Genomic DNA, 17,611 nt, shown 5'->3' with positions numbered 1-17,611 from the left:
CAGGAATAAATAACTGAGGTGCTTTTTTTAGTTATTTAATATTATATTAACAATAAAGCACATTAATAGTCACAAGCAGCCATAAAAAAGCCGTTTATTCCTTACGGAATAAACGGCTTTTCCGGAACTTTACTGACTCAATGGAGCACGGTTACCGCATCCTTCAGACGCCCGGCACGGTGTTTCACCATGGCAGAAATGTGCGCGCTCTCCTCGACCAGGTCGGCATTTTTCTGCGTGATGCTGTCCAGCTCGGCCACCGCACGGGTTAATTCTGAGAGCCCGGTGGCCTGCTCGGAGGTGGAGTGACTGATCTGAGCGATAAGCTGCGTCACGTTTTTCACCTGCTCGACAATGTCATCCATCGTGCGGCCAGCGGCGTGCACCTGCTCGGAGCCGGACTGCACTTTGCTGGCGCTGGCATCAATGAGTTTACGAATATCGTTAGCCGCACTGGCGCTGCGGCTGGCGAGATGGCGGACTTCGCCCGCGACCACGGCAAACCCTTTCCCCTGCTCACCCGCCCGTGCCGCTTCAACTGCCGCATTGAGCGCCAGGATATTGGTCTGGAAAGCGATGTCGTTTATCAGGGAGGTAATCGAGCCAATTCGCTGCGTGCTGTCGGCGATGTCATCCATGGTTTTGACCACGGTCTGCATCGCATTGCCGCCCTTCGTCGCCGCACTGCTCGCGGCAACGGAGAGTTTATCCACCTCGGCGGCAGTTTCAGAGTTGCTCTGCACGGACGCGGCCATCTGGTTCATCGTTGCGACGGTCTGCTGCACATTCGCTACCGTCTGACGCGTGCGATCGTTCAGATCTTCATTACCCCGGGCCAGCCTGTCGCTGCCGTCACGCACGCTCACCACCTGGCTCGAGACGTCGTTGATCAACCAGCGGCACATCAGCCCCAGCTGGCCTATCGCGCGCAGGGTTAGCCCCAGCTCGTCACTGCGGTTCAAATGCTGCACGCTGTTGCGCTCCCCGGTAGCCACCCTCAGGGCCTGTCGCGCCACGTTTTCGACCGGACGCACAATCTGTTGCTCAAACAGCAGCGTCCCCAGCAGCATGACCACCGCAGCCGCAACGAGCGGCATCCACCCTGCGGAGGTGGCGATCAGCGTGGCGGCGAGGACGGCAAAAAGCACCGCCATTACGCTACGCACCCGCCAGCGCAGCGGCATGGCCGGCAGTTTACCCAGCCAGCCCTTTCCCACCACCAGTCCTTTATGAATACGTTTCTTACAGCTGCCGTCATTCAGCGCGCGGTAGAGCGGCTCCACGGTGGCTATCTCTTCCGCCGTGGCTTTGGTGCGGATCGACATATAGCCCGTCACCTTCCCGTGACGCACCATTGGCACCGCATTCGCGCGCACCCAGTAGTGGTCACCGTTTTTGCGCCGATTTTTGACAATCCCGCTCCACGGTTCCCCCTGTTGCAGGGTGTACCACATATCGGCAAAGGCGGCTTTTGGCATATCAGGGTGGCGCACCATATTGTGCGGCTGGCCCGTCAGCTCATCAAGCGGGTAACCGCTCACCTGCACAAACGTGTCGTTGGCGTGGGTAATGTAGCTGTGGATGTCTGTGGTAGACATTAAGGTGGTGTCATCATCCAGAGGATATTCATTCTGGGTGACATAGGTTGGAGAGGACATTGTGAGCATCCCTTGCAGGTTATTTGAATGTTAAATTTGTGGGTAATTGTTTTTTCGGCGGTAACCAATTTATCTTTAGTTGTTAAACTTGATGGAGATCGCAGATTTCACTTAAACCGCACTTTTTGTGAGAATTTATAATTCATTGATTTGAAATACTTTCTCTTGGAAATTACCTGCAAAGCATGACCTGTTAACGCCCGCTTAAGTGGCATGCATTGCACTCCTTTCGTGCAATTGCGCTTTTATGCCCCGTCCTGCACGTGCTGTGCCTTATCGCTAAATCCCGTTTCGGTTGTATCGGCATGATTAAATATTGTGCAACATTATTTTAACCTGGCGTTTATCCCGATTTTCGTTAAGTCCTCTGAAGTGGCGTAATCCCTGCAATACTTAAACCAGTATCATGTGATACGCGATCCCCGGGAGCATATTTTGAACAGGTTACCTTCCAGCGCCTCGGCTCTTGCCTGTACCGCGCACGCATTGAATCTCATAGAGAAGCAAACGCTTGATCATGAGGAGATGAAACAACTTAACCGAGAGGTCATCGATTACTTTAAAGAGCACGTCAATCCAGGATTTCTGGAGTATCGCAAATCTGTTACCGCCGGCGGGGATTACGGAGCCGTAGAGTGGCAAGCGGGAAGTCTGAACACGCTTGTCGACACCCAGGGACAGGAGTTTATCGATTGCCTTGGTGGTTTTGGTATCTTCAACGTGGGGCACCGTAATCCAGTTGTGGTTTCCGCCGTACAGAATCAACTTGCGAAACAACCTCTCCATAGCCAGGAACTGCTCGACCCGCTTCGCGCCATGCTCGCGAAAACGCTGGCGGCCTTAACGCCCGGCAAACTGAAATACAGCTTCTTTAGTAACAGCGGCACGGAATCGGTCGAAGCGGCGATTAAACTCGCCAAAGCGTACCAGTCGCCGCGTGGGAAATTCACCTTCATTGCCACCAGCGGCGCGTTCCACGGTAAATCCCTGGGCGCACTGTCGGCGACCGCTAAATCCACCTTCCGCAAGCCGTTTATGCCGCTGCTGCCGGGCTTCCGCCACGTGCCGTTCGGCGACATTAACGCCATGCGCACCGCGCTGAGTGAATGCCGTAAAACCGGCGATGACGTGGCGGCGGTGATCCTGGAGCCGATTCAGGGCGAAGGCGGCGTGATCCTGCCTCCGCAGGGCTATTTGCCTGCCGTGCGTCAGCTGTGCGATGAGTTTGGCGCCCTGCTGATCCTCGACGAAGTCCAGACCGGGATGGGACGCACCGGCAAGATGTTTGCCTGCGAGCACGAGAACGTTCAGCCAGACATTCTGTGTCTGGCGAAAGCGCTCGGCGGCGGCGTGATGCCGATTGGTGCTACGGTAGCCACCGAGGAGGTATTCTCGGTGCTGTTCGACAACCCGTTCCTGCATACCACGACCTTTGGCGGTAACCCGCTGGCCTGTGCGGCCGCGCTGGCGACCATCAACGTGCTGCTGGAACAAAACCTGCCTGCGCAGGCGGAGCAGAAAGGCGACATGCTGCTGGATGGCTTCCGCCAGCTGGGCCGGGAATATCCGGATCTGGTGCAGGATGCACGCGGCAGAGGGTTATTGATGGCGATTGAGTTTGTCGACAACGAAATCGGCTATAGCTTCGCGAGCGAGATGTTCCGCCAGCGGGTACTGGTGGCCGGAACGCTCAACAACTCGAAAACCATCCGTATTGAACCGCCGCTGACGCTGACGATTGAGCAGTGCGAGCAGGTGCTAAAAGCGGCACGTAAAGCGCTGGCAGCACTGCGTGTGAGCGTGGAAGAGGCGTAAAAAGCGCCGGGTGACGCTACGCTTACCCGGCCTAAGCAAGCCCGGTAAGCGTTAGCGCCACCGGGCAGTTTTTTACCGGTGAAACTCCGCCACCGTCATGGTGAAGCGAAGCACGGTATCGCCTTCGTTCCCATAGCCGTGCGCCATTTCGGTTTTGGCGACCGCCGACGCGCCAGCCTCAACCTGCGTCACCGTCTCGCCCACCGTCAGCGACAATACCCCCTCGTTCACGTGTAGCAGTTCACATGTGCCTGCCGGGTGCCCCGGTGAAGAGAAGTGTTCCCCCGGCTGCATCTCCCACTGCCACAGTTCAATCATGTCCGGGCCAGCGGTACCCGCCAGTAATCTGGCAGAACCGCCCTTTGCGCCCTGCCACAGAACCGGGATAGCCTGTTTTTCAATAACATGCACGACCGGTTCGCTGGAGACGTTAACAATATCCGCCACGGAAACGCCCAGCGCGGCAGCCAGTTTGCACAGGATAGCGATACTGGGGTTGGCGGCCCCCTTTTCGATTTCCACCAGCATGCCTTTGCTGACGCTGGCGCGGCGGGATAGCTCATCCAGCGACAATTTTTTATCTTTACGCCAGTTGCGGATGCGGTTCGCCACGGCCAGGCTTACTTGGGCAACATCGGCCCCCTGCTCAGTCATTATATTGACTTTATCAGTCATTGGTCACTACCATGGTATAAAACAGTCAATACAGGATTATTTATGTCTCTCGTTACGCCGTCAATAGACCCGCGTCTTGCCGGGATTGCCCCGGGCTTTCGGGCGCTGAGCATTCTGGTTGAAGCCGCACAGATTACCCATCCAGAAGTTGCCCCCGCCGCGCTGACGCAGGCTTGCCAGCAGGTGTTGAATGATGATGTACCGTGGGCACAAGCGCATCTCGCTGCCTGGGATGAGGTATTTAAAAACTTTGGCGCGAAGCCAAAACGTACCCCCTGCTCGGCCTACGCACTGCGAAAGCGGGTGCTTAAAGACGGTTCGCTACCTTCACTCGACCCGGTGGTGGACATCTATAATGCGGTCAGTATTCGCTACGCCATTCCGGTAGGGGGCGAGAATCTCGCGGCCTATTCCGGTGCGCCGCGCCTGACGCTGGCCGAGGGCAATGAACCCTTTGACACCCTGAAAGAGGGCCAGCCGGTGGTGGAATACCCGGATGCTGGCGAGGTCATCTGGCGCGACGATATGGGCGTCACCTGTCGTCGCTGGAACTGGCGACAAGGGATACGCACCCGTCTTGATAGCCAGGCGCAGACCATGTGGTTTATTCTCGAAAGTCTGCCAACGATGCCGTCAGGTGCGCTCGAAGAAGCGGGCGAGGAGCTGGTCAGCAATCTGCAACGATTAATGCCAGGCGCAACGGCTCAGGTTCAACTGCTGGAACTGTAAGAGGACAACACGATGTTTCACGGGTTAAGTGCGTTTCCGTTAACGCCCCTGAAAGAGGGGAAGTTTGACGAGCAGGCCTTTATCAACCTGCTGCGCCCCCTGATCGACGCGGGGGTGGATTCGCTGGGTATTCTGGGTTCAACGGGCAGCTATGCCTACCTCACGGTTGAGGAGCGCACGCACATTACCCGCTGCGTGGTGGAACATGCCAATGACATTCCGGTCATGGTCAGTATTGGCGCACTGAGACTGGATGACATTCTGCGTCTGGCTGAGCACGCGCAGAAGGCGGGAGCATCCAGCGTGCTGATGGCACCGGTGTCGTACCAGCGTTTGACGACGGACGAGGTCTATTCGCTATATGAGACGGTAACTCGCCAGCTCTCCGTCCCGCTGTGCGTTTATGATAATCCCACCACCACCGGGTTTGAGTTTAGCGACGAGCTGATGTTTGCCGTGGCGGCGCTGCCCAATATTGGCTCGGTGAAAATGGGCCACATGCCGGAGGATGTGTCGCAGGTGCGGGCGCGTCTTCCGAAGACGGTCACGCTGGGGATAAGCGGCGACTGGCGGGCAGCATCCGCCCTGCAGGCCGGGTTTGACGTCTGGTATTCCGTCGTCGGCGGGCTGTTCCCTCAGGCGGCACTGGCAATTGCGCACTCGAAAGACAGCATGGAATCAGAACGTCTGGAGCCACTGTGGGCGCTGTTCCGCCGTTACGGCAGCGTGCGGGTGATGGCAGCGGCAGCCGAGATGATGGGAAAAGTGGAGGCACCGGCGCTCCCCTTCCCACTGCAGGCGATTCAGGGTGAGCCGCGCGAGGCGCTTGCTGCGATCCTGGCGGACCTGAAGCTGGCCTGAAAAATGCCGGGTGGCGCTAGCGCTTACCCGGCCTACAAAACTTCATCAATCTGTTGCGTCCCCGATCAAACGTGGAATCTCGCAATAATGATTCCTTTTCCAGTATGAGATATCATTTCCCGATAATCGGCCAGCCACCTCTGAGGGACCATGCGCTATTTTTTTCTGGAATGGGTCAATCCTTTCGAAATCATGATGCTTAATTCGCTTGCTCAGGATCATCCCGTTAAGCAAATTAATCGCATTATGCGACGTTATAAATCAATCAATGCCCTGTTACCAGGCAACGCATTAAAAAAATGGCATAAACGCACCCACTGTGCTGTGAAATTATCAGCAATCAAGCCCGATGATATTGCGATTTGCAATGGATACAGCGTCTTTCCATTCCTGGATTATGTCGCCAGTATGCCTTGTAAAAAAGTGCTGATTCTCCGCGACTCCGTTGAAGCCCTGACACGTAAACGGCGTCACCTTGGGCAACTGGCTCAGGATCAAGATTACATCGAGACCGTTCGCCCGATCTTTGATGCTATTTATAGCTTTGATCCCGCCGATTGCGAACGTTATAACCTGCGTGCAATTGAGCAGTTTTTGCCCTTTAGCTGGAAAGAAATCGAGCAGTTTCAAAAACAAAATCCAACTGAAAATAAAAGCTGTTTTTTTGTCGGTGGCTATGAACCCATTCGCGCAAATGTTGTGCGCACATTGACGCCGGTACTCGAAAATTGCGGCTACAAGACAGATTTCTACCTGCTGGATAAGTACGATAACCAGGATAACTATCCCGATAATTGTCAAAATAAAAAACTGAGCTATCAGGAAAATATTGAAAAAGCCAAACGCTGCTCTGTCATGCTGGAAATAAACAAACCCGAGCAACAGGGATTAACTCTCCGCGCTCTGGAAGCCCTGATTCTGAATAAGAAGCTGATCACCACAAACGCGTCGATTAAAAACATGGCGCTTTACCATCCCGACCGTATTTTCATTTTTAACGGTGTAAATACCGAGAGTCTGGAAGCGTTTCTTCACAGCGGCCTGCCTGAAAGAGATGAAAAACTCCTCAGACAATATTGTGCAGACAGCCTGCTCACAACGTTACAAAAGCATCATCCCTGATCGATGCTTGCCCGGCAGACCGGTCTACCGGGCAAAAAAACTACTCCGGCAACAACCCCACAAAACTGAGTTTTTTGCGCGGCTCCGACATCAGGTCCTCAAGCTTATCCACGCACGCCAGATAGTGCGGCGTCTGCTTATGCGCCAGCACCGCCGCTTCGTCTTTATAGGCTTCGTAGATAAAGAACCGGGTTTTCACCCTCGGATCCTGCAGGACGTCAAAACGCAGGTTTCCCGGCTCCTTAATCGCCCCTTCATGGTTGGCGCGAAACACCGTCAGAAACTCGTCCACCCGCTCGGGTTTGATGTTGATCTCCACTAACGTCACGTTCATTTTGCTTCTCCCTGTTTCTCTTCCTGCCAGAACTGGAACGCTTCACGGGCGCTCATGTTCTCGTGAACCACTTTTTTCACTGCCTTCAGCATGGCGAGCGGCGCGCTGGACTGGAAGATATTGCGCCCCATGTCCACACCGGATGCGCCCTGGTCAATCGCGCGCCAGCACATCTCCAGCGCTTCGTGCTCCGGCAGCTTTTTGCCGCCGGCGATGACGATCGGCACCGGGCAGCTGGCGGTGACTTTTTCAAAGCCCTCATCCACATAATAGGTTTTGACGAACTGCGCCCCCATTTCGGCGGCAATGCGGCTGGCAAGTGAGAAATACCGCGCGTCGCGCGCCATCTCTTTCCCCACTCCTGTCACCGCGAGGGTTGGCATGCCGTAGCGGGCACCGGCGTCGACAAGCTTGATGATGTTGTTGATCGACTGATGCTCGAACTCGCTGCCAATGTAGACCTGTGCTGCGACCGCGCAGACGTTCAGCCGGAGCGCATCTTCCATTGCCACCGCCACGCACTCGTTGGACAATTCGCCCAGAATTGAGTTACCGCCGGAGGCGCGCAGCACAACCGGTTTGTTGGTGGCCGCAGGCACGGTGCTCCGCAGGATACCGCGGGTACACATCAGCACATCGGTTTCGCCAAACAGCGGCGCAATGGAGAGATCGATACGCTCAAGGCCGGTGGTCGGCCCCTGGAAATAACCGTGGTCAAAGGCCAGCATCACCGTGCGGTTGCTTTGCGGGTTGAAGATGCGCGAAAGCCTGGACTGCATCCCCCAGTCCAGCGAACCACAGCCCTTCAGGGTAAACGGCACATTTTGCTGTGGCGTGCCGATGCCAAAATCCTTCCCGTCTTTGATGTCGTCTAAATCAGCCATTTGTTCCCCCGTCAGAAATCGTATTTGTTGATGTTCTCTTTAGTGAACACCACGCGTTCCGGCAGCAGCACGATGCCGTTACCTTTCGCCTCATACTGGTAGCCCTGCACGCTGTTCGGTTCGACCTTCAGCGTACCGATCTCTTTCACGTCCACGCTGTCGCCAACGTTAAGATCGCCTTTTTTCAGTAAACGATCGGCGACATTGACCGCAATTTTGCCCTGTTGCACCACGTCCCACAGGCCGAAGGCTTTTACCGTGCCGCGCTCCACGTATGGACGCATGACGTTTGGCGTGCTGAACCCGACAATCGCCACCCCTTCCCGCTTCAGGTTTTCTGCTGCCTGCGCAGCGGCTGGCAGGGCGTTGGCATCCGGGGCGATGATCGCATCCAGATCCGGATACGCTTTTAAGATCCCCTCGGCGGTTTGCAGGGATTTGGTGGCATCGTTATAGCCAAACTGAGTGGTCACAATCTGCCACTGAGGATGATCTTTCTCGATTTTAGCCTTCGCCTCTTTCACCCACTGGTTCTGGTCGGTGACCGTTGGGCTGGAGTAGAAGAATGCCACTTTGGCATTCGGTTTGGTGACCTGCTTGCCCGCCATCTCCACCAGCAGGCCGCCGAGCTGTTCCGGCGTCCCCTGGTTGATATATATGCTGCGGCACTCCGGTTTGGTGTCGGAATCCCAGGTCAGCACTTTGACGCCGCGCTGCATCGCGCGTTTTAAGGCCGGGCAGAGGCCGTCCGGCGACACGGCAGAGACGATAATCGCGTTGTAGCCCTGGTTAACGAAGTTGTTGATGAGCTGCACCTGGCCGGAAACGCTCGGCTCGGTTGGACCGTCATAGGTGACGTCCACGCCGAGGTCTTTCCCCGCCTCTTTCGCACCGTTGCCGCCGCTGGTGAAGAAGCCAACCCCCACCAGTTTCGGGATAAAGGCAATCCGATCCGCCGCCTGCGCCGAGGCGAAGCTGAGGGCCATTGCCAGGACTATCAGTTTTGTTTTCATCTTACGCTCCGGAAAGTTTTCTAAAGAGAGAACGCACCCATTCGCGGTGCAGACTCAGCGAACGACCCATCACCACCACAACCAGCAGCGCTCCTGAAAGCGCGCTCGATACCTGGTTGGGGATGCCGACCATCTGTAAACCCTGTTGCAGGTACCCCACCAGCAGCGCTGCCAGCGCCGTACCGACAACCGAACCTGACCCGCCGTAGATATTCGCCCCGCCGAGTACGGCGGCGGTGAGCGCAGGCATCAGCAAATCGCGCCCCAGATCTGACCGCGCGGAACCGAAATAGGAGACCATGACCAGTGCGGCAATGGCCGAGGCCACGCCCACCAGACCATACAGCGCGTAGGGCATACCGTTAACCGACAGCGCCGCATAGCTTGCCGCACGCGGGTTCTGGCCAATCAAAAACAGATGACGGCCAAAGCGCCCGCGGTGGGTAATCAGCCAGAAGAAAACGGTAATCACAGCGAACAGCACCAGCGGGAGCGGCAGGCCAACGACCGTGAGATTCGCGAACGCGGTAAAGCTGTCCGGGAAGCCGCCGATGCCCTCATAGCCCGTCGCCCCCGCCATGCCGGAAAGCAGCAACGCCCCGCCACCGTAGAGATAGAGCGTGCCGAGGGTAATCACCAGTGGACTGATGCCGGTGTAGTGGATCAGCGCCGCATTCACCAGCCCGCACAGCAGGCCGAGCAGCAGCGTCAGCGGAATGGCCACCGCCATCGGCCACCCGGCCTGCATCATCACCCCCAGCGCGATGGCGCACAGGCCGATGGTCGAACCCAGCGAGATGTCGATCCCGCCGCTGATAATGACAAGCGTGAGCGGCAGCGCCACGATACCGATACAGATGAAGTCGCTGGTGCTGAACAGCAGCATATTGATGTCGAGCATGCGCGGGTTAATGGCGCCAAAGAGCAGGATCTCCAGCACCAGCAAAACCAGCAGCGCGCTTTCCCAGTTAAGCTTCATTTACGCCACCTCTTTTTTGCGTTTGGGAAAGGGAGTGACGTGCTTTCCCCCTCTGTGACCTGGCTGGAAGCGGCCGTATTTCAGCGCCCGCTGATGGCGCGCCAGCGCCTGACGCAGCCGCCCGTCGAGCACCAGTACGCCCAGCAGCACCAGCCCGGCGATAAAGTCATTCCACCAGGCTGGCAGCCTGAACAGCACCAGTACGGTGTCGATTTGGGTGAGGAAGAAAGCCCCAAGCAAGGCACCGATCAGCGTGCCGGTGCCACCCAGCAGAGAGATCCCCCCGAGCACGCAGGCGGCGATGGCCTTCATCTCCAGCCCGCTGCCGGTCTGGTTGGGGACAAAACCAATTTGCGCGGCAAAGACAATCCCTGCGCAGGCCGCCAGCATCCCGTTCAGGGTAAAGGCGAGCATGCGGGTGCGGTTCACCGCTACGCCCAGCTGACGCGCGGCGGTGAGGTTATCCCCCACCGCGTAGAAATCACGGCCGAACGCGGTACGCGACAGCGTCCACGCGCCCGCGGCGGCGATAATTAACACCACCATACCGAGTGGCGACATGCCGAGGGCAAGCGGTTCAGAGAGAGATTTCAGCCCCGGCGGCAACCCTTCAATCCACTTCCCGCCCGTCCAGAGCAGCATCGCCCCGCGATACAGCCCCAGCGTGCCGAGGGTGGCGACAATCGCCGGGATGCGCAGCCCCACCACCAGCACGCCGTTAAATGCCCCGGCCAGTGCGCCAATCGACAGTGCGAAGAGGATGGAAACGGGCAGGCTGTAGCCGCCATTGAGCGCCACGCCGACGGCGATTGCCGACAGCCCAACGGTCGAGCCCACCGAGACGTCAATATTGCGGGTCAGCATGACCAGCGCGGCACCAATGGCCAGCAGGATCAGGATCTGGGCACTGGCGAAGATCATCCCCAGCGTTTGCAGGCTGAAGTAAGACGGGTTCAGCGCCACCAGCACGGCAAACAGTGCCAGAATGGCGAGAAACGCGCTCAACTCACGGTTCTTTAATAAGGTCTTCATGATTGCCCTCCGAACGCCAGCGCCATCATCCTGTCGAGGCTAACGGCATGGCGCGGCAGCTCGCCGCTGAGTACGCCCTGATGCATCACCAGTACGCGATCGGCAAGGCCCGGGAACTCATCGAGATCGCTTGAGATCATCAGTACCGCGACGTTCTGCGCGGCCACGCTTTTGATGAGTTGGTAGATATCGGCGCGCGCGGAGACGTCCACGCCACGCGTCGGTTCATCGACAATAAGGAGTAAAGGATTGGCCTCCAGACAGCGCGCCAGCAGTACCTTCTGCTGGTTGCCGCCGGAGAGCGTACGCACGGTTTGATCCGCATGGTTGAGCTTAATCCCGAGTGCACGGTGATAGCGCTCTACCACCGCCGACTCCCGCTTGCGCTGCTGCCAGAGAGACGGCTCGTTCAGCGCCACGGTGTTCCAGCGGATCGGCGCGTCGAGGAACAGGCCGGAAACCTGCCTGTCTTCCGGCAGATAGACCAGCCCTTTTTCCAGCCGTGAACTTACCGGATCAGTAGTGATCTCCTGATTCTCCAGCCAGACGCGCCCCCCGCGCACCGGGCGCAGGCCGTAAAGCGTTTCGGCAAACTCGGTGCGCCCGGATCCCACCAGCCCGGCCAGGCCGACGATCTCACCGGCGAAGATCTCAAGACTCAGATCGATAAACCCCTCCCCGGTGAGATCCTCCACGCGCAGCACCGGGAAATCCTGCGGCTGGGTGCGGCGGTTGCCCGGCAACGCCAGCCACAGCTTTTGCGTCTCGCTCAGAGATTTTTCCCGACTCACTGGCGTCATGGCGGCAATCAGGGCGTTATCGTCAAACTGCGCGGTTTCACCGCTCAGCACCACTGCACCGTCGCGCATCACCGAGATGTGGCTCGAAAGCAGGCGAATTTCCGGCAGCTTATGCGAGATAAAAACAATGCCGACGCCAAGCGCCTGCAACGCGCGGATCTGGCGGAACAGGCGTTCGGTTTCGCCGGGCGTGAGCGAGGCGGTGGGTTCGTCGAGGATCAGGATCCTGGCGTTGCGCATTAGTCCGCGGAGGATCTCTACCATCTGCTGATCCGCCACTTCCAGGGTGCTGGCGGTGGCATCAAGGTTAAGCTGGCATTGCAGCTGTTGGAGCTTATCGGCCAGGCGCGGTTCCAGATCCCGTTCACGGGGCAGGCGAAAGAGGATGTTTTCCCGCACCGTCAGGTTGGGGAACAGCAGCGGCTCCTGCGGTACCAGATAAATGCCGAGCCTATGCGCCTGCGCTGGCGTAAGCCGTGCAAAAGACTCCCCCGCAACCGAAAGTTCACCGCTGTCGGGCGTTTCAACTCCGGCGATGATCTTCATCAGCGTCGATTTTCCCGCACCGTTCCCGCCCATCAGGGCGTGTACCTGGCCCGCGAGCAGCGTGAAATCAATGCCTTTTAACACCGGCACGCCCGAGAACTGCTTGCTGATCCCCCGCGCTTCAATAAGTGGTGTCATCATCGCTCCGCTATTGAACAAATGATTTTTAGATTTAATAATGTTCAAAAGCGTAGACGGTGAACTATATTTACAACCGTGCAGGGATCACAGTTTTATTGATTAAGATCCAGATACAACAGAAACCCGCTTAAAGATCCGTTTTGTCGCGTGGCTCACATTTTCCCTTCGCGTCATCACGAACATATGATCTAAATTTTTATAAGAGTTCAATTATGAGCGATAAACGCACTGCGGAAGAAGGACGGTTTGCCGGGCTGGCGCTGGCGGAAGAGGAGCTGGTGGCGCGCGTGGCCTGGTGCTATTACCACGACGGGCTGACCCAGAACGACATCGGTGAGCGACTCGGGCTGCCGCGTTTGAAGATCTCCCGTCTGCTGGAGAAAGGCCGCCAGTCCGGGGTGATCCGCGTGCAGATCAACTCCCGTTACGAGGGCTGTCTGGCGCTGGAAACCGAACTACAGCAGCGCTTTGGGCTGAAGCTGGTGCGCGTGATGCCCGCCCTGAATACGCCGCCGATGAACGTGCGGCTGGGCATTGGCGCGGCGCAGTCGCTAATGGGCGTGCTGGAGCCCGGCCAGCTGTTGGCGGTGGGATTTGGTGAAACGACCATGAGCAGCCTGCAGCACCTGAGCGGCTTTATCAGCTCGCAGCAGATCCGCCTGGTGACGCTCTCCGGCGGCGTCGGGCCGTATATGACCGGTATCGGCCAGCTGGACGCGGCCTGCAGCGTCAGCATGATCCCCGCCCCGCTGCGCGTGTCATCCGCCTCCGTTGCCGGGATCTTAAAACGCGAAACCAGCGTGCGGGACGTGATCCTCGCCGCCACCGCCGCCGACGTGGCGGTGGTCGGCATAGGTTCGGTGAACCAGCGCCGTGACGCCACGATACTGCGCTCCGGCTATATCAGCGAAGGTGAACAGCTGATGTACGCCCGCAAAGGCGCAGTCGGCGACATTCTCGGTTATTTCCTTAATGCCGAGGGGGAATGCGTTGAGGAGCTGGAGATCCATAAAGAATTACTCGGCGTCACGCTCGATGAACTGGCGCAACTGCCCACCATCGTTGGCGTGGCCGGCGGGGAAGAGAAAGCCGATGCGATTTATGCCGCACTTAAGGGTCGCCGTATCAATGGCCTGGTGACGGAGGAGACGACAGCCCGCGCGGTGCTGGCCCTGGCGTAACGGGGATGCCCTGCGCTAACAACGAGGCAAGCTCATGAGTTACCTTTTAGCGTTAGATGCAGGGACCGGCAGCGTTCGCGCCGTGATTTTCGATTTACAGGGCAACCAGATTGCCGTCGGTCAGGCCGAGTGGAAGCACCTGAGCGTGGAGAACGTACCGGGATCGATGGAGTTCGATCTCGACACCAACTGGCGGCTGACCTGCCAGTGCATGCATCAGGCGCTGGAGCGTGCGCACCTGACCGCGGCGGATATCCAGTCCGTTGCCTGCTGCTCCATGCGCGAAGGGATTGTGCTGTACGACCGCAACGGCGAGGCCATCTGGGCCTGCGCCAACGTCGACGCCCGCGCCAGCCGCGAGGTGGCCGAGCTCAAAGAGATCCACGACAACCGCTTTGAATCCGAAGTGTATGACGTCTCCGGGCAAACTCTCGCCCTGAGCGCCATGCCGCGCCTTCTGTGGCTGGCGCACCATCGCCCCGACATTTACCGCAAGGCCGCGACCATCACCATGATCAGCGACTGGCTGGCGGCGAAGCTTTCCGGCGAGCTGGCGGTGGATCCCTCCAATGCGGGCACCACGGGCATGCTCGATCTCTTTTCCCGCGACTGGCGTCCGGCGCTGCTCGACATGGCCGGGCTGCGCGCCGATATTCTCTCCCCGGTGAAAGAGACCGGCAGCGTACTGGGAGCCATTACCCATGAAGCCGCGCAGCAAAGCGGCCTGCGCGAAGGCACGCCGGTGGTAATGGGCGGTGGCGACGTGCAGCTGGGCTGCCTGGGGCTGGGCGTGGTCCGCGCCGGACAAACGGCGGTGCTGGGCGGCACCTTCTGGCAGCAGGTGGTGAACCTGCCGCAGGTGCGCACCGACCCCGATATGAATATCCGCGTGAACCCGCACGTCATCCCCGGCATGGCCCAGGCGGAGTCGATCAGCTTCTTCACCGGGCTGACCATGCGCTGGTTCCGCGACGCCTTTTGCGCAGAAGAAAAGCTGATTGCCGGGCGGATGGGAGTGGACACCTATACTCTGCTGGAAGAGATGGCGAGCCGCGTGCCGGCAGGCTCCCACGGGGTGATGCCGATCTTCTCCGACGCGATGCATTTCAAGCAGTGGTACCACGCCGCGCCGTCGTTTATTAACCTCTCAATCGACCCGGAAAAGTGCAACAAAGCGACGCTGTTCCGTGCCCTGGAAGAGAATGCGGCAATCGTTTCGGCCTGCAACCTGGCGCAGATTTCGCGCTTCTCCGGCGTGACGTTTGAAAGTTTAGTTTTTGCGGGCGGAGGAGCAAAAGGCGCCCTGTGGAGTCAGATCTTAAGCGACGTCACCGGGTTGCCGGTACGCGTGCCGGAAGTGAAAGAGGCGACAGCGCTCGGCTGTGCGATTGCGGCAGGCGCAGGCGCGGGATTATTTGCAGATATGGCCTCAACGGGCGAGCGGCTGGTGAAGTGGAGCCGCGAGTTCACGCCAAATCCCCAGCATCGTGAGCTGTATGACGGCATGATGCAAAAATGGCAGGCGGTGTATGCCGACCAGCTTGGGCTGGTGGATAGCGGGCTGACCACATCGATGTGGCAGGCCCCGGGATTGGTACGGGCAGCGGCGCCGTAAAAAACGCCGGATGGCGCTGCGCTTATTCGTCCTGGGGTTTTGTAGCCCCGGTAAGCGCAGCGCCACCGGGGAAGTTCTTTGAGATCTATCACAATCATTCGATCCCGCTTTTACCTTTCCGTTGCCGCTGGCTAAATTAGTAACTCATCCGACCACATAACAATAATTTTACACTGGAAGAGACTATGAGCCGCTACCCGTCGTTGTTCGCCCCCCTGGATCTGGGGTTCACCACCCTTAAAAACCGCGTGTTAATGGGCTCGATGCACACCGGGCTGGAAGAGCGTCCGGACGGTGCCGAGCGTCTGGCGGCCTTCTACGCCGAGCGCGCGCGGCATGGCGTGGCGCTGATTGTCACCGGTGGCGTAGCACCTGCGTCTTCAGGCGTGACGATGGAAGGTGGCGCGGTGTTGAACGATGCGAGCCAGCTTGCACATCACCGTATCGTTACCGACGCGGTTCACAAAGAGGGCGGCAAAATCGCCCTGCAAATCCTGCACACCGGGCGCTACAGCTATCAGCCGAAACTGGTCGCGCCGTCGGCCATTCAGGCGCCGATTAACCGCTTCACACCGCATGCCCTCAGCCACGACGAGATCATAGCGCTGATTGACGACTTCGCCCGCTGCGCGGCGCTGGCGCGTGAAGCAGGTTATGACGGCGTCGAAGTTATGGGCTCAGAAGGTTATCTGATCAACGAATTCCTTGCCGCCCGCACTAACCAGCGCGAGGACGAATGGGGCGGCGACTATGTCCGCCGCATGCGCTTTGCCGTTGAAGTTGTGCGTGCGGTGCGCGAACGAACAGGAACAGATTTTATTATCATCTTCCGCCTGTCGATGCTCGACCTGGTGGAGGGCGGCGGGACGTTCGACGAAACCGTGCAGCTGGCGCAGGCGATTGAAGCCGCTGGTGCCACCCTCATTAACACCGGGATTGGCTGGCACGAAGCCCGTATTCCGACCATCGCCACACCGGTGCCGCGCGCGGCATTCAGCTGGGTGACGCGCAAGCTGAAAGGCAAAGTGTCTGTTCCGCTGGTCACCACCAACCGCATTAACGACCCGCAGGTGGCGGACGATGTGATATCGCGCGGCGATGCCGACATGGTGTCGATGGCGCGGCCGTTCCTTGCGGATGCCGAGCTGCTGTCCAAAGCGCAAAGCGGACGCGCGGATGAGATCAACACCTGCATCGGCTGTAACCAGGCCTGCCTGGATCAGATCTTCGTCGGCAAGGTGACCTCCTGCCTCGTCAACCCGAGAGCCTGCCACGAAACTAAAATGCCGGTCGTTCCGGCGGCCAGTATAAAACGCCTGGCCGTCGTGGGCGCAGGCCCGGCAGGCCTGGCGTTTGCAGTGAATGCCTCCTCGCGCGGCCACAGCGTGACGCTTTTTGACGCCGCAGGCGAGATTGGCGGGCAGTTTAATATCGCCAAACAGATCCCCGGCAAAGAGGAGTTCTACGAGACCCTGCGCTACTACCGCCGGATGATCGACCTGACGGGCGTCGAGCTCCGGCTCAATCAGTTTGTCAGCGCGGCGGATCTGATCGGTTTTGATGAGGTGATCCTGGCAAGCGGGATCGTACCGCGAACGCCTGCGATCGCAGGTATCGATCATCCAAAAGTGCTGAGCTATCTCGACGTATTGCGTGACAAAGTGCTGGTCGGGAAAAGCGTAGCGATTATCGGCTGCGGCGGAATTGGCTTTGATACCGCCATGTACTTAAGCCAGCCGGGTGAGGCCACCAGCCAGAACATTGCCGAGTTTTGCATGGAATGGGGTATCGACACCAGCCTGAGCCAGTCCGGCGGCCTGCGTCCGGAAGGACCGCAATTGCCGAAAAGCCCGCGTCAGATTGTGATGCTGCAGCGTAAAGCCAGCAAGCCGGGCGAAGGACTGGGTAAAACCACGGGCTGGATCCACCGGGCAACCCTGCTTTCACGCGGGGTGAAGATGATCCCGGCGGTGAGCTACGAAAAGATCGACGACGAGGGTCTGCACGTTACGATCGGCGGTGAACCGCAGCTGTTGCGCGTGGATCATGTGATTTTGTGTGCCGGGCAGGAGCCGAGAAGGGATCTGGCGGATCCGCTGCGCGAAGCCGGAAGAACGGTGCATTTGATTGGCGGATGCGATGTGGCGATGGAGCTGGACGCACGGCGGGCGATTGCACAGGGGACGAAGCTGGCATTAGCGATTTGATTTCTTGCCCGGTGGCGCT

At 58.4% G+C, this 17,611-nt stretch carries 15 protein-coding genes; 7 read left to right on the top strand and 8 right to left on the bottom strand.

Annotated features, from left to right (window positions below; genetic code table 11):
* Window positions 1–137: 137 nt before the first annotated feature.
* Window positions 138–1,658: a methyl-accepting chemotaxis protein gene (locus O1723_RS03255; protein WP_014885302.1), complete on the bottom strand. Its 1,521-nt coding sequence runs from the start codon at window positions 1,656–1,658 to the stop codon at window positions 138–140.
* 435 nt (window positions 1,659–2,093) lie between these two features.
* Here O1723_RS03255 and ygjG point away from each other — a divergent pair, with 435 nt between their 5' ends.
* Window positions 2,094–3,473, top strand: a complete 1,380-nt coding sequence (gene ygjG / locus O1723_RS03250) for a putrescine aminotransferase (RefSeq protein WP_023337828.1) — start codon at window positions 2,094–2,096, stop codon at window positions 3,471–3,473.
* Window positions 3,474–3,545: 72 nt separating this feature from the next.
* Here ygjG and O1723_RS03245 read toward each other — a convergent pair whose 3' ends face one another.
* Window positions 3,546–4,148 (bottom strand): helix-turn-helix domain-containing protein, encoded by a 603-nt coding sequence (locus tag O1723_RS03245; RefSeq protein ID WP_014885304.1) that lies wholly within the window; start codon window positions 4,146–4,148, stop codon window positions 3,546–3,548.
* A gap of 42 nt (window positions 4,149–4,190) precedes the next feature.
* Between O1723_RS03245 and O1723_RS03240 the strand changes: the two genes are divergently transcribed.
* From O1723_RS03240 to O1723_RS03230, 3 genes are all read left to right on the top strand, one after another.
* The gene (locus tag O1723_RS03240; protein ID WP_014885305.1) at window positions 4,191–4,877 is read left to right on the top strand and encodes a B3/B4 domain-containing protein; all 687 of its coding nucleotides are present in this window, start codon (window positions 4,191–4,193) and stop codon (window positions 4,875–4,877) included.
* A 12-nt stretch (window positions 4,878–4,889) separates the two neighbouring features.
* Window positions 4,890–5,738 (top strand): dihydrodipicolinate synthase family protein, encoded by an 849-nt coding sequence (locus O1723_RS03235; protein WP_014885306.1) that lies wholly within the window; start codon window positions 4,890–4,892, stop codon window positions 5,736–5,738.
* Window positions 5,739–5,888: 150 nt separating this feature from the next.
* Window positions 5,889–6,860: a WaaS/CpsH family glycosyltransferase gene (locus tag O1723_RS03230; RefSeq protein WP_014885307.1), complete on the top strand. Its 972-nt coding sequence runs from the start codon at window positions 5,889–5,891 to the stop codon at window positions 6,858–6,860.
* Between the two features lie 40 nt (window positions 6,861–6,900).
* Here the strand turns inward: O1723_RS03230 and lsrG are convergent, their stop codons facing one another.
* Genes lsrG through lsrA form a run of 6 tightly spaced genes read right to left on the bottom strand, consistent with a single transcriptional unit; the run spans window position 6,901 to window position 12,586 of the window.
* Window positions 6,901–7,194, bottom strand: a complete 294-nt coding sequence (gene lsrG / locus O1723_RS03225) for a (4S)-4-hydroxy-5-phosphonooxypentane-2,3-dione isomerase (protein ID WP_014885308.1) — start codon at window positions 7,192–7,194, stop codon at window positions 6,901–6,903.
* Window positions 7,191–8,078 carry a 3-hydroxy-5-phosphonooxypentane-2,4-dione thiolase gene (lsrF, locus tag O1723_RS03220; RefSeq protein ID WP_014885309.1) on the bottom strand — a complete coding sequence of 296 codons (888 nt, stop codon included), beginning with the start codon at window positions 8,076–8,078 and terminating at the stop codon, window positions 7,191–7,193. Before lsrF ends, lsrG begins: the two co-directional genes overlap by 4 nt.
* Before the next feature lie 11 nt (window positions 8,079–8,089).
* Entirely contained in the window at window positions 8,090–9,091 is a 1,002-nt protein-coding gene (lsrB, locus tag O1723_RS03215; RefSeq protein WP_014885310.1) for an autoinducer 2 ABC transporter substrate-binding protein LsrB, read from the bottom strand.
* A 1-nt stretch (window position 9,092) separates the two neighbouring features.
* Window positions 9,093–10,070 carry an autoinducer 2 ABC transporter permease LsrD gene (gene lsrD / locus O1723_RS03210; RefSeq protein ID WP_014885311.1) on the bottom strand — a complete coding sequence of 326 codons (978 nt, stop codon included), beginning with the start codon at window positions 10,068–10,070 and terminating at the stop codon, window positions 9,093–9,095.
* Entirely contained in the window at window positions 10,071–11,102 is a 1,032-nt protein-coding gene (gene lsrC, locus O1723_RS03205; protein ID WP_014885312.1) for an autoinducer 2 ABC transporter permease LsrC, read from the bottom strand. It abuts the gene before it with no gap.
* Window positions 11,099–12,586: an autoinducer 2 ABC transporter ATP-binding protein LsrA gene (lsrA, locus tag O1723_RS03200; protein ID WP_014885313.1), complete on the bottom strand. Its 1,488-nt coding sequence runs from the start codon at window positions 12,584–12,586 to the stop codon at window positions 11,099–11,101. Before lsrA ends, lsrC begins: the two co-directional genes overlap by 4 nt.
* 215 nt (window positions 12,587–12,801) lie before the next feature.
* On the opposite strand from lsrA, the gene lsrR reads away from it, so the two are divergent.
* From lsrR to O1723_RS03185, 3 genes are all read left to right on the top strand, one after another.
* On the top strand, window positions 12,802–13,770 hold the full coding sequence (lsrR, locus tag O1723_RS03195) for a transcriptional regulator LsrR (RefSeq protein ID WP_014885314.1): 969 nt from the start codon (window positions 12,802–12,804) through the stop codon (window positions 13,768–13,770).
* A 34-nt stretch (window positions 13,771–13,804) separates the two neighbouring features.
* The gene (lsrK, locus tag O1723_RS03190; RefSeq protein WP_248191313.1) at window positions 13,805–15,385 is read left to right on the top strand and encodes an autoinducer-2 kinase; all 1,581 of its coding nucleotides are present in this window, start codon (window positions 13,805–13,807) and stop codon (window positions 15,383–15,385) included.
* Between the two features lie 185 nt (window positions 15,386–15,570).
* Window positions 15,571–17,592 (top strand): NADPH-dependent 2,4-dienoyl-CoA reductase, encoded by a 2,022-nt coding sequence (locus O1723_RS03185; protein WP_023337831.1) that lies wholly within the window; start codon window positions 15,571–15,573, stop codon window positions 17,590–17,592.
* The last annotated feature ends 19 nt before the right edge of the window (window positions 17,593–17,611 follow it).

The sequence above is a fragment of the Enterobacter cloacae complex sp. HYC080_NIDB genome (genome assembly GCF_056673325.1).
The sequence above is the reverse complement of the archived record's forward strand: the minus strand, read 5'-3'. Positions and strand labels throughout refer to the sequence as shown.

What these genes read in the sequence shown, in the direction of transcription:
- lsrA (WP_014885313.1), bottom strand. Translation starts at nt 12,586, where the DNA reads ATGACACCACTTATTGAAGCGCGGGGGATCAGCAAGCAGTTCTCGGGC.
- O1723_RS03230 (WP_014885307.1), top strand. Translation starts at nt 5,889, where the DNA reads ATGCGCTATTTTTTTCTGGAATGGGTCAATCCTTTCGAAATCATGATG.
- O1723_RS03185 (WP_023337831.1), top strand. Translation starts at nt 15,571, where the DNA reads ATGAGCCGCTACCCGTCGTTGTTCGCCCCCCTGGATCTGGGGTTCACC.
- lsrB (WP_014885310.1), bottom strand. Translation starts at nt 9,091, where the DNA reads ATGAAAACAAAACTGATAGTCCTGGCAATGGCCCTCAGCTTCGCCTCG.
- O1723_RS03235 (WP_014885306.1), top strand. Translation starts at nt 4,890, where the DNA reads ATGTTTCACGGGTTAAGTGCGTTTCCGTTAACGCCCCTGAAAGAGGGG.
- O1723_RS03255 (WP_014885302.1), bottom strand. Translation starts at nt 1,658, where the DNA reads ATGTCCTCTCCAACCTATGTCACCCAGAATGAATATCCTCTGGATGAT.
- O1723_RS03245 (WP_014885304.1), bottom strand. Translation starts at nt 4,148, where the DNA reads ATGACTGATAAAGTCAATATAATGACTGAGCAGGGGGCCGATGTTGCC.
- O1723_RS03240 (WP_014885305.1), top strand. Translation starts at nt 4,191, where the DNA reads ATGTCTCTCGTTACGCCGTCAATAGACCCGCGTCTTGCCGGGATTGCC.
- lsrC (WP_014885312.1), bottom strand. Translation starts at nt 11,102, where the DNA reads ATGAAGACCTTATTAAAGAACCGTGAGTTGAGCGCGTTTCTCGCCATT.
- lsrD (WP_014885311.1), bottom strand. Translation starts at nt 10,070, where the DNA reads ATGAAGCTTAACTGGGAAAGCGCGCTGCTGGTTTTGCTGGTGCTGGAG.
- lsrK (WP_248191313.1), top strand. Translation starts at nt 13,805, where the DNA reads ATGAGTTACCTTTTAGCGTTAGATGCAGGGACCGGCAGCGTTCGCGCC.
- lsrF (WP_014885309.1), bottom strand. Translation starts at nt 8,078, where the DNA reads ATGGCTGATTTAGACGACATCAAAGACGGGAAGGATTTTGGCATCGGC.
- lsrG (WP_014885308.1), bottom strand. Translation starts at nt 7,194, where the DNA reads ATGAACGTGACGTTAGTGGAGATCAACATCAAACCCGAGCGGGTGGAC.
- lsrR (WP_014885314.1), top strand. Translation starts at nt 12,802, where the DNA reads ATGAGCGATAAACGCACTGCGGAAGAAGGACGGTTTGCCGGGCTGGCG.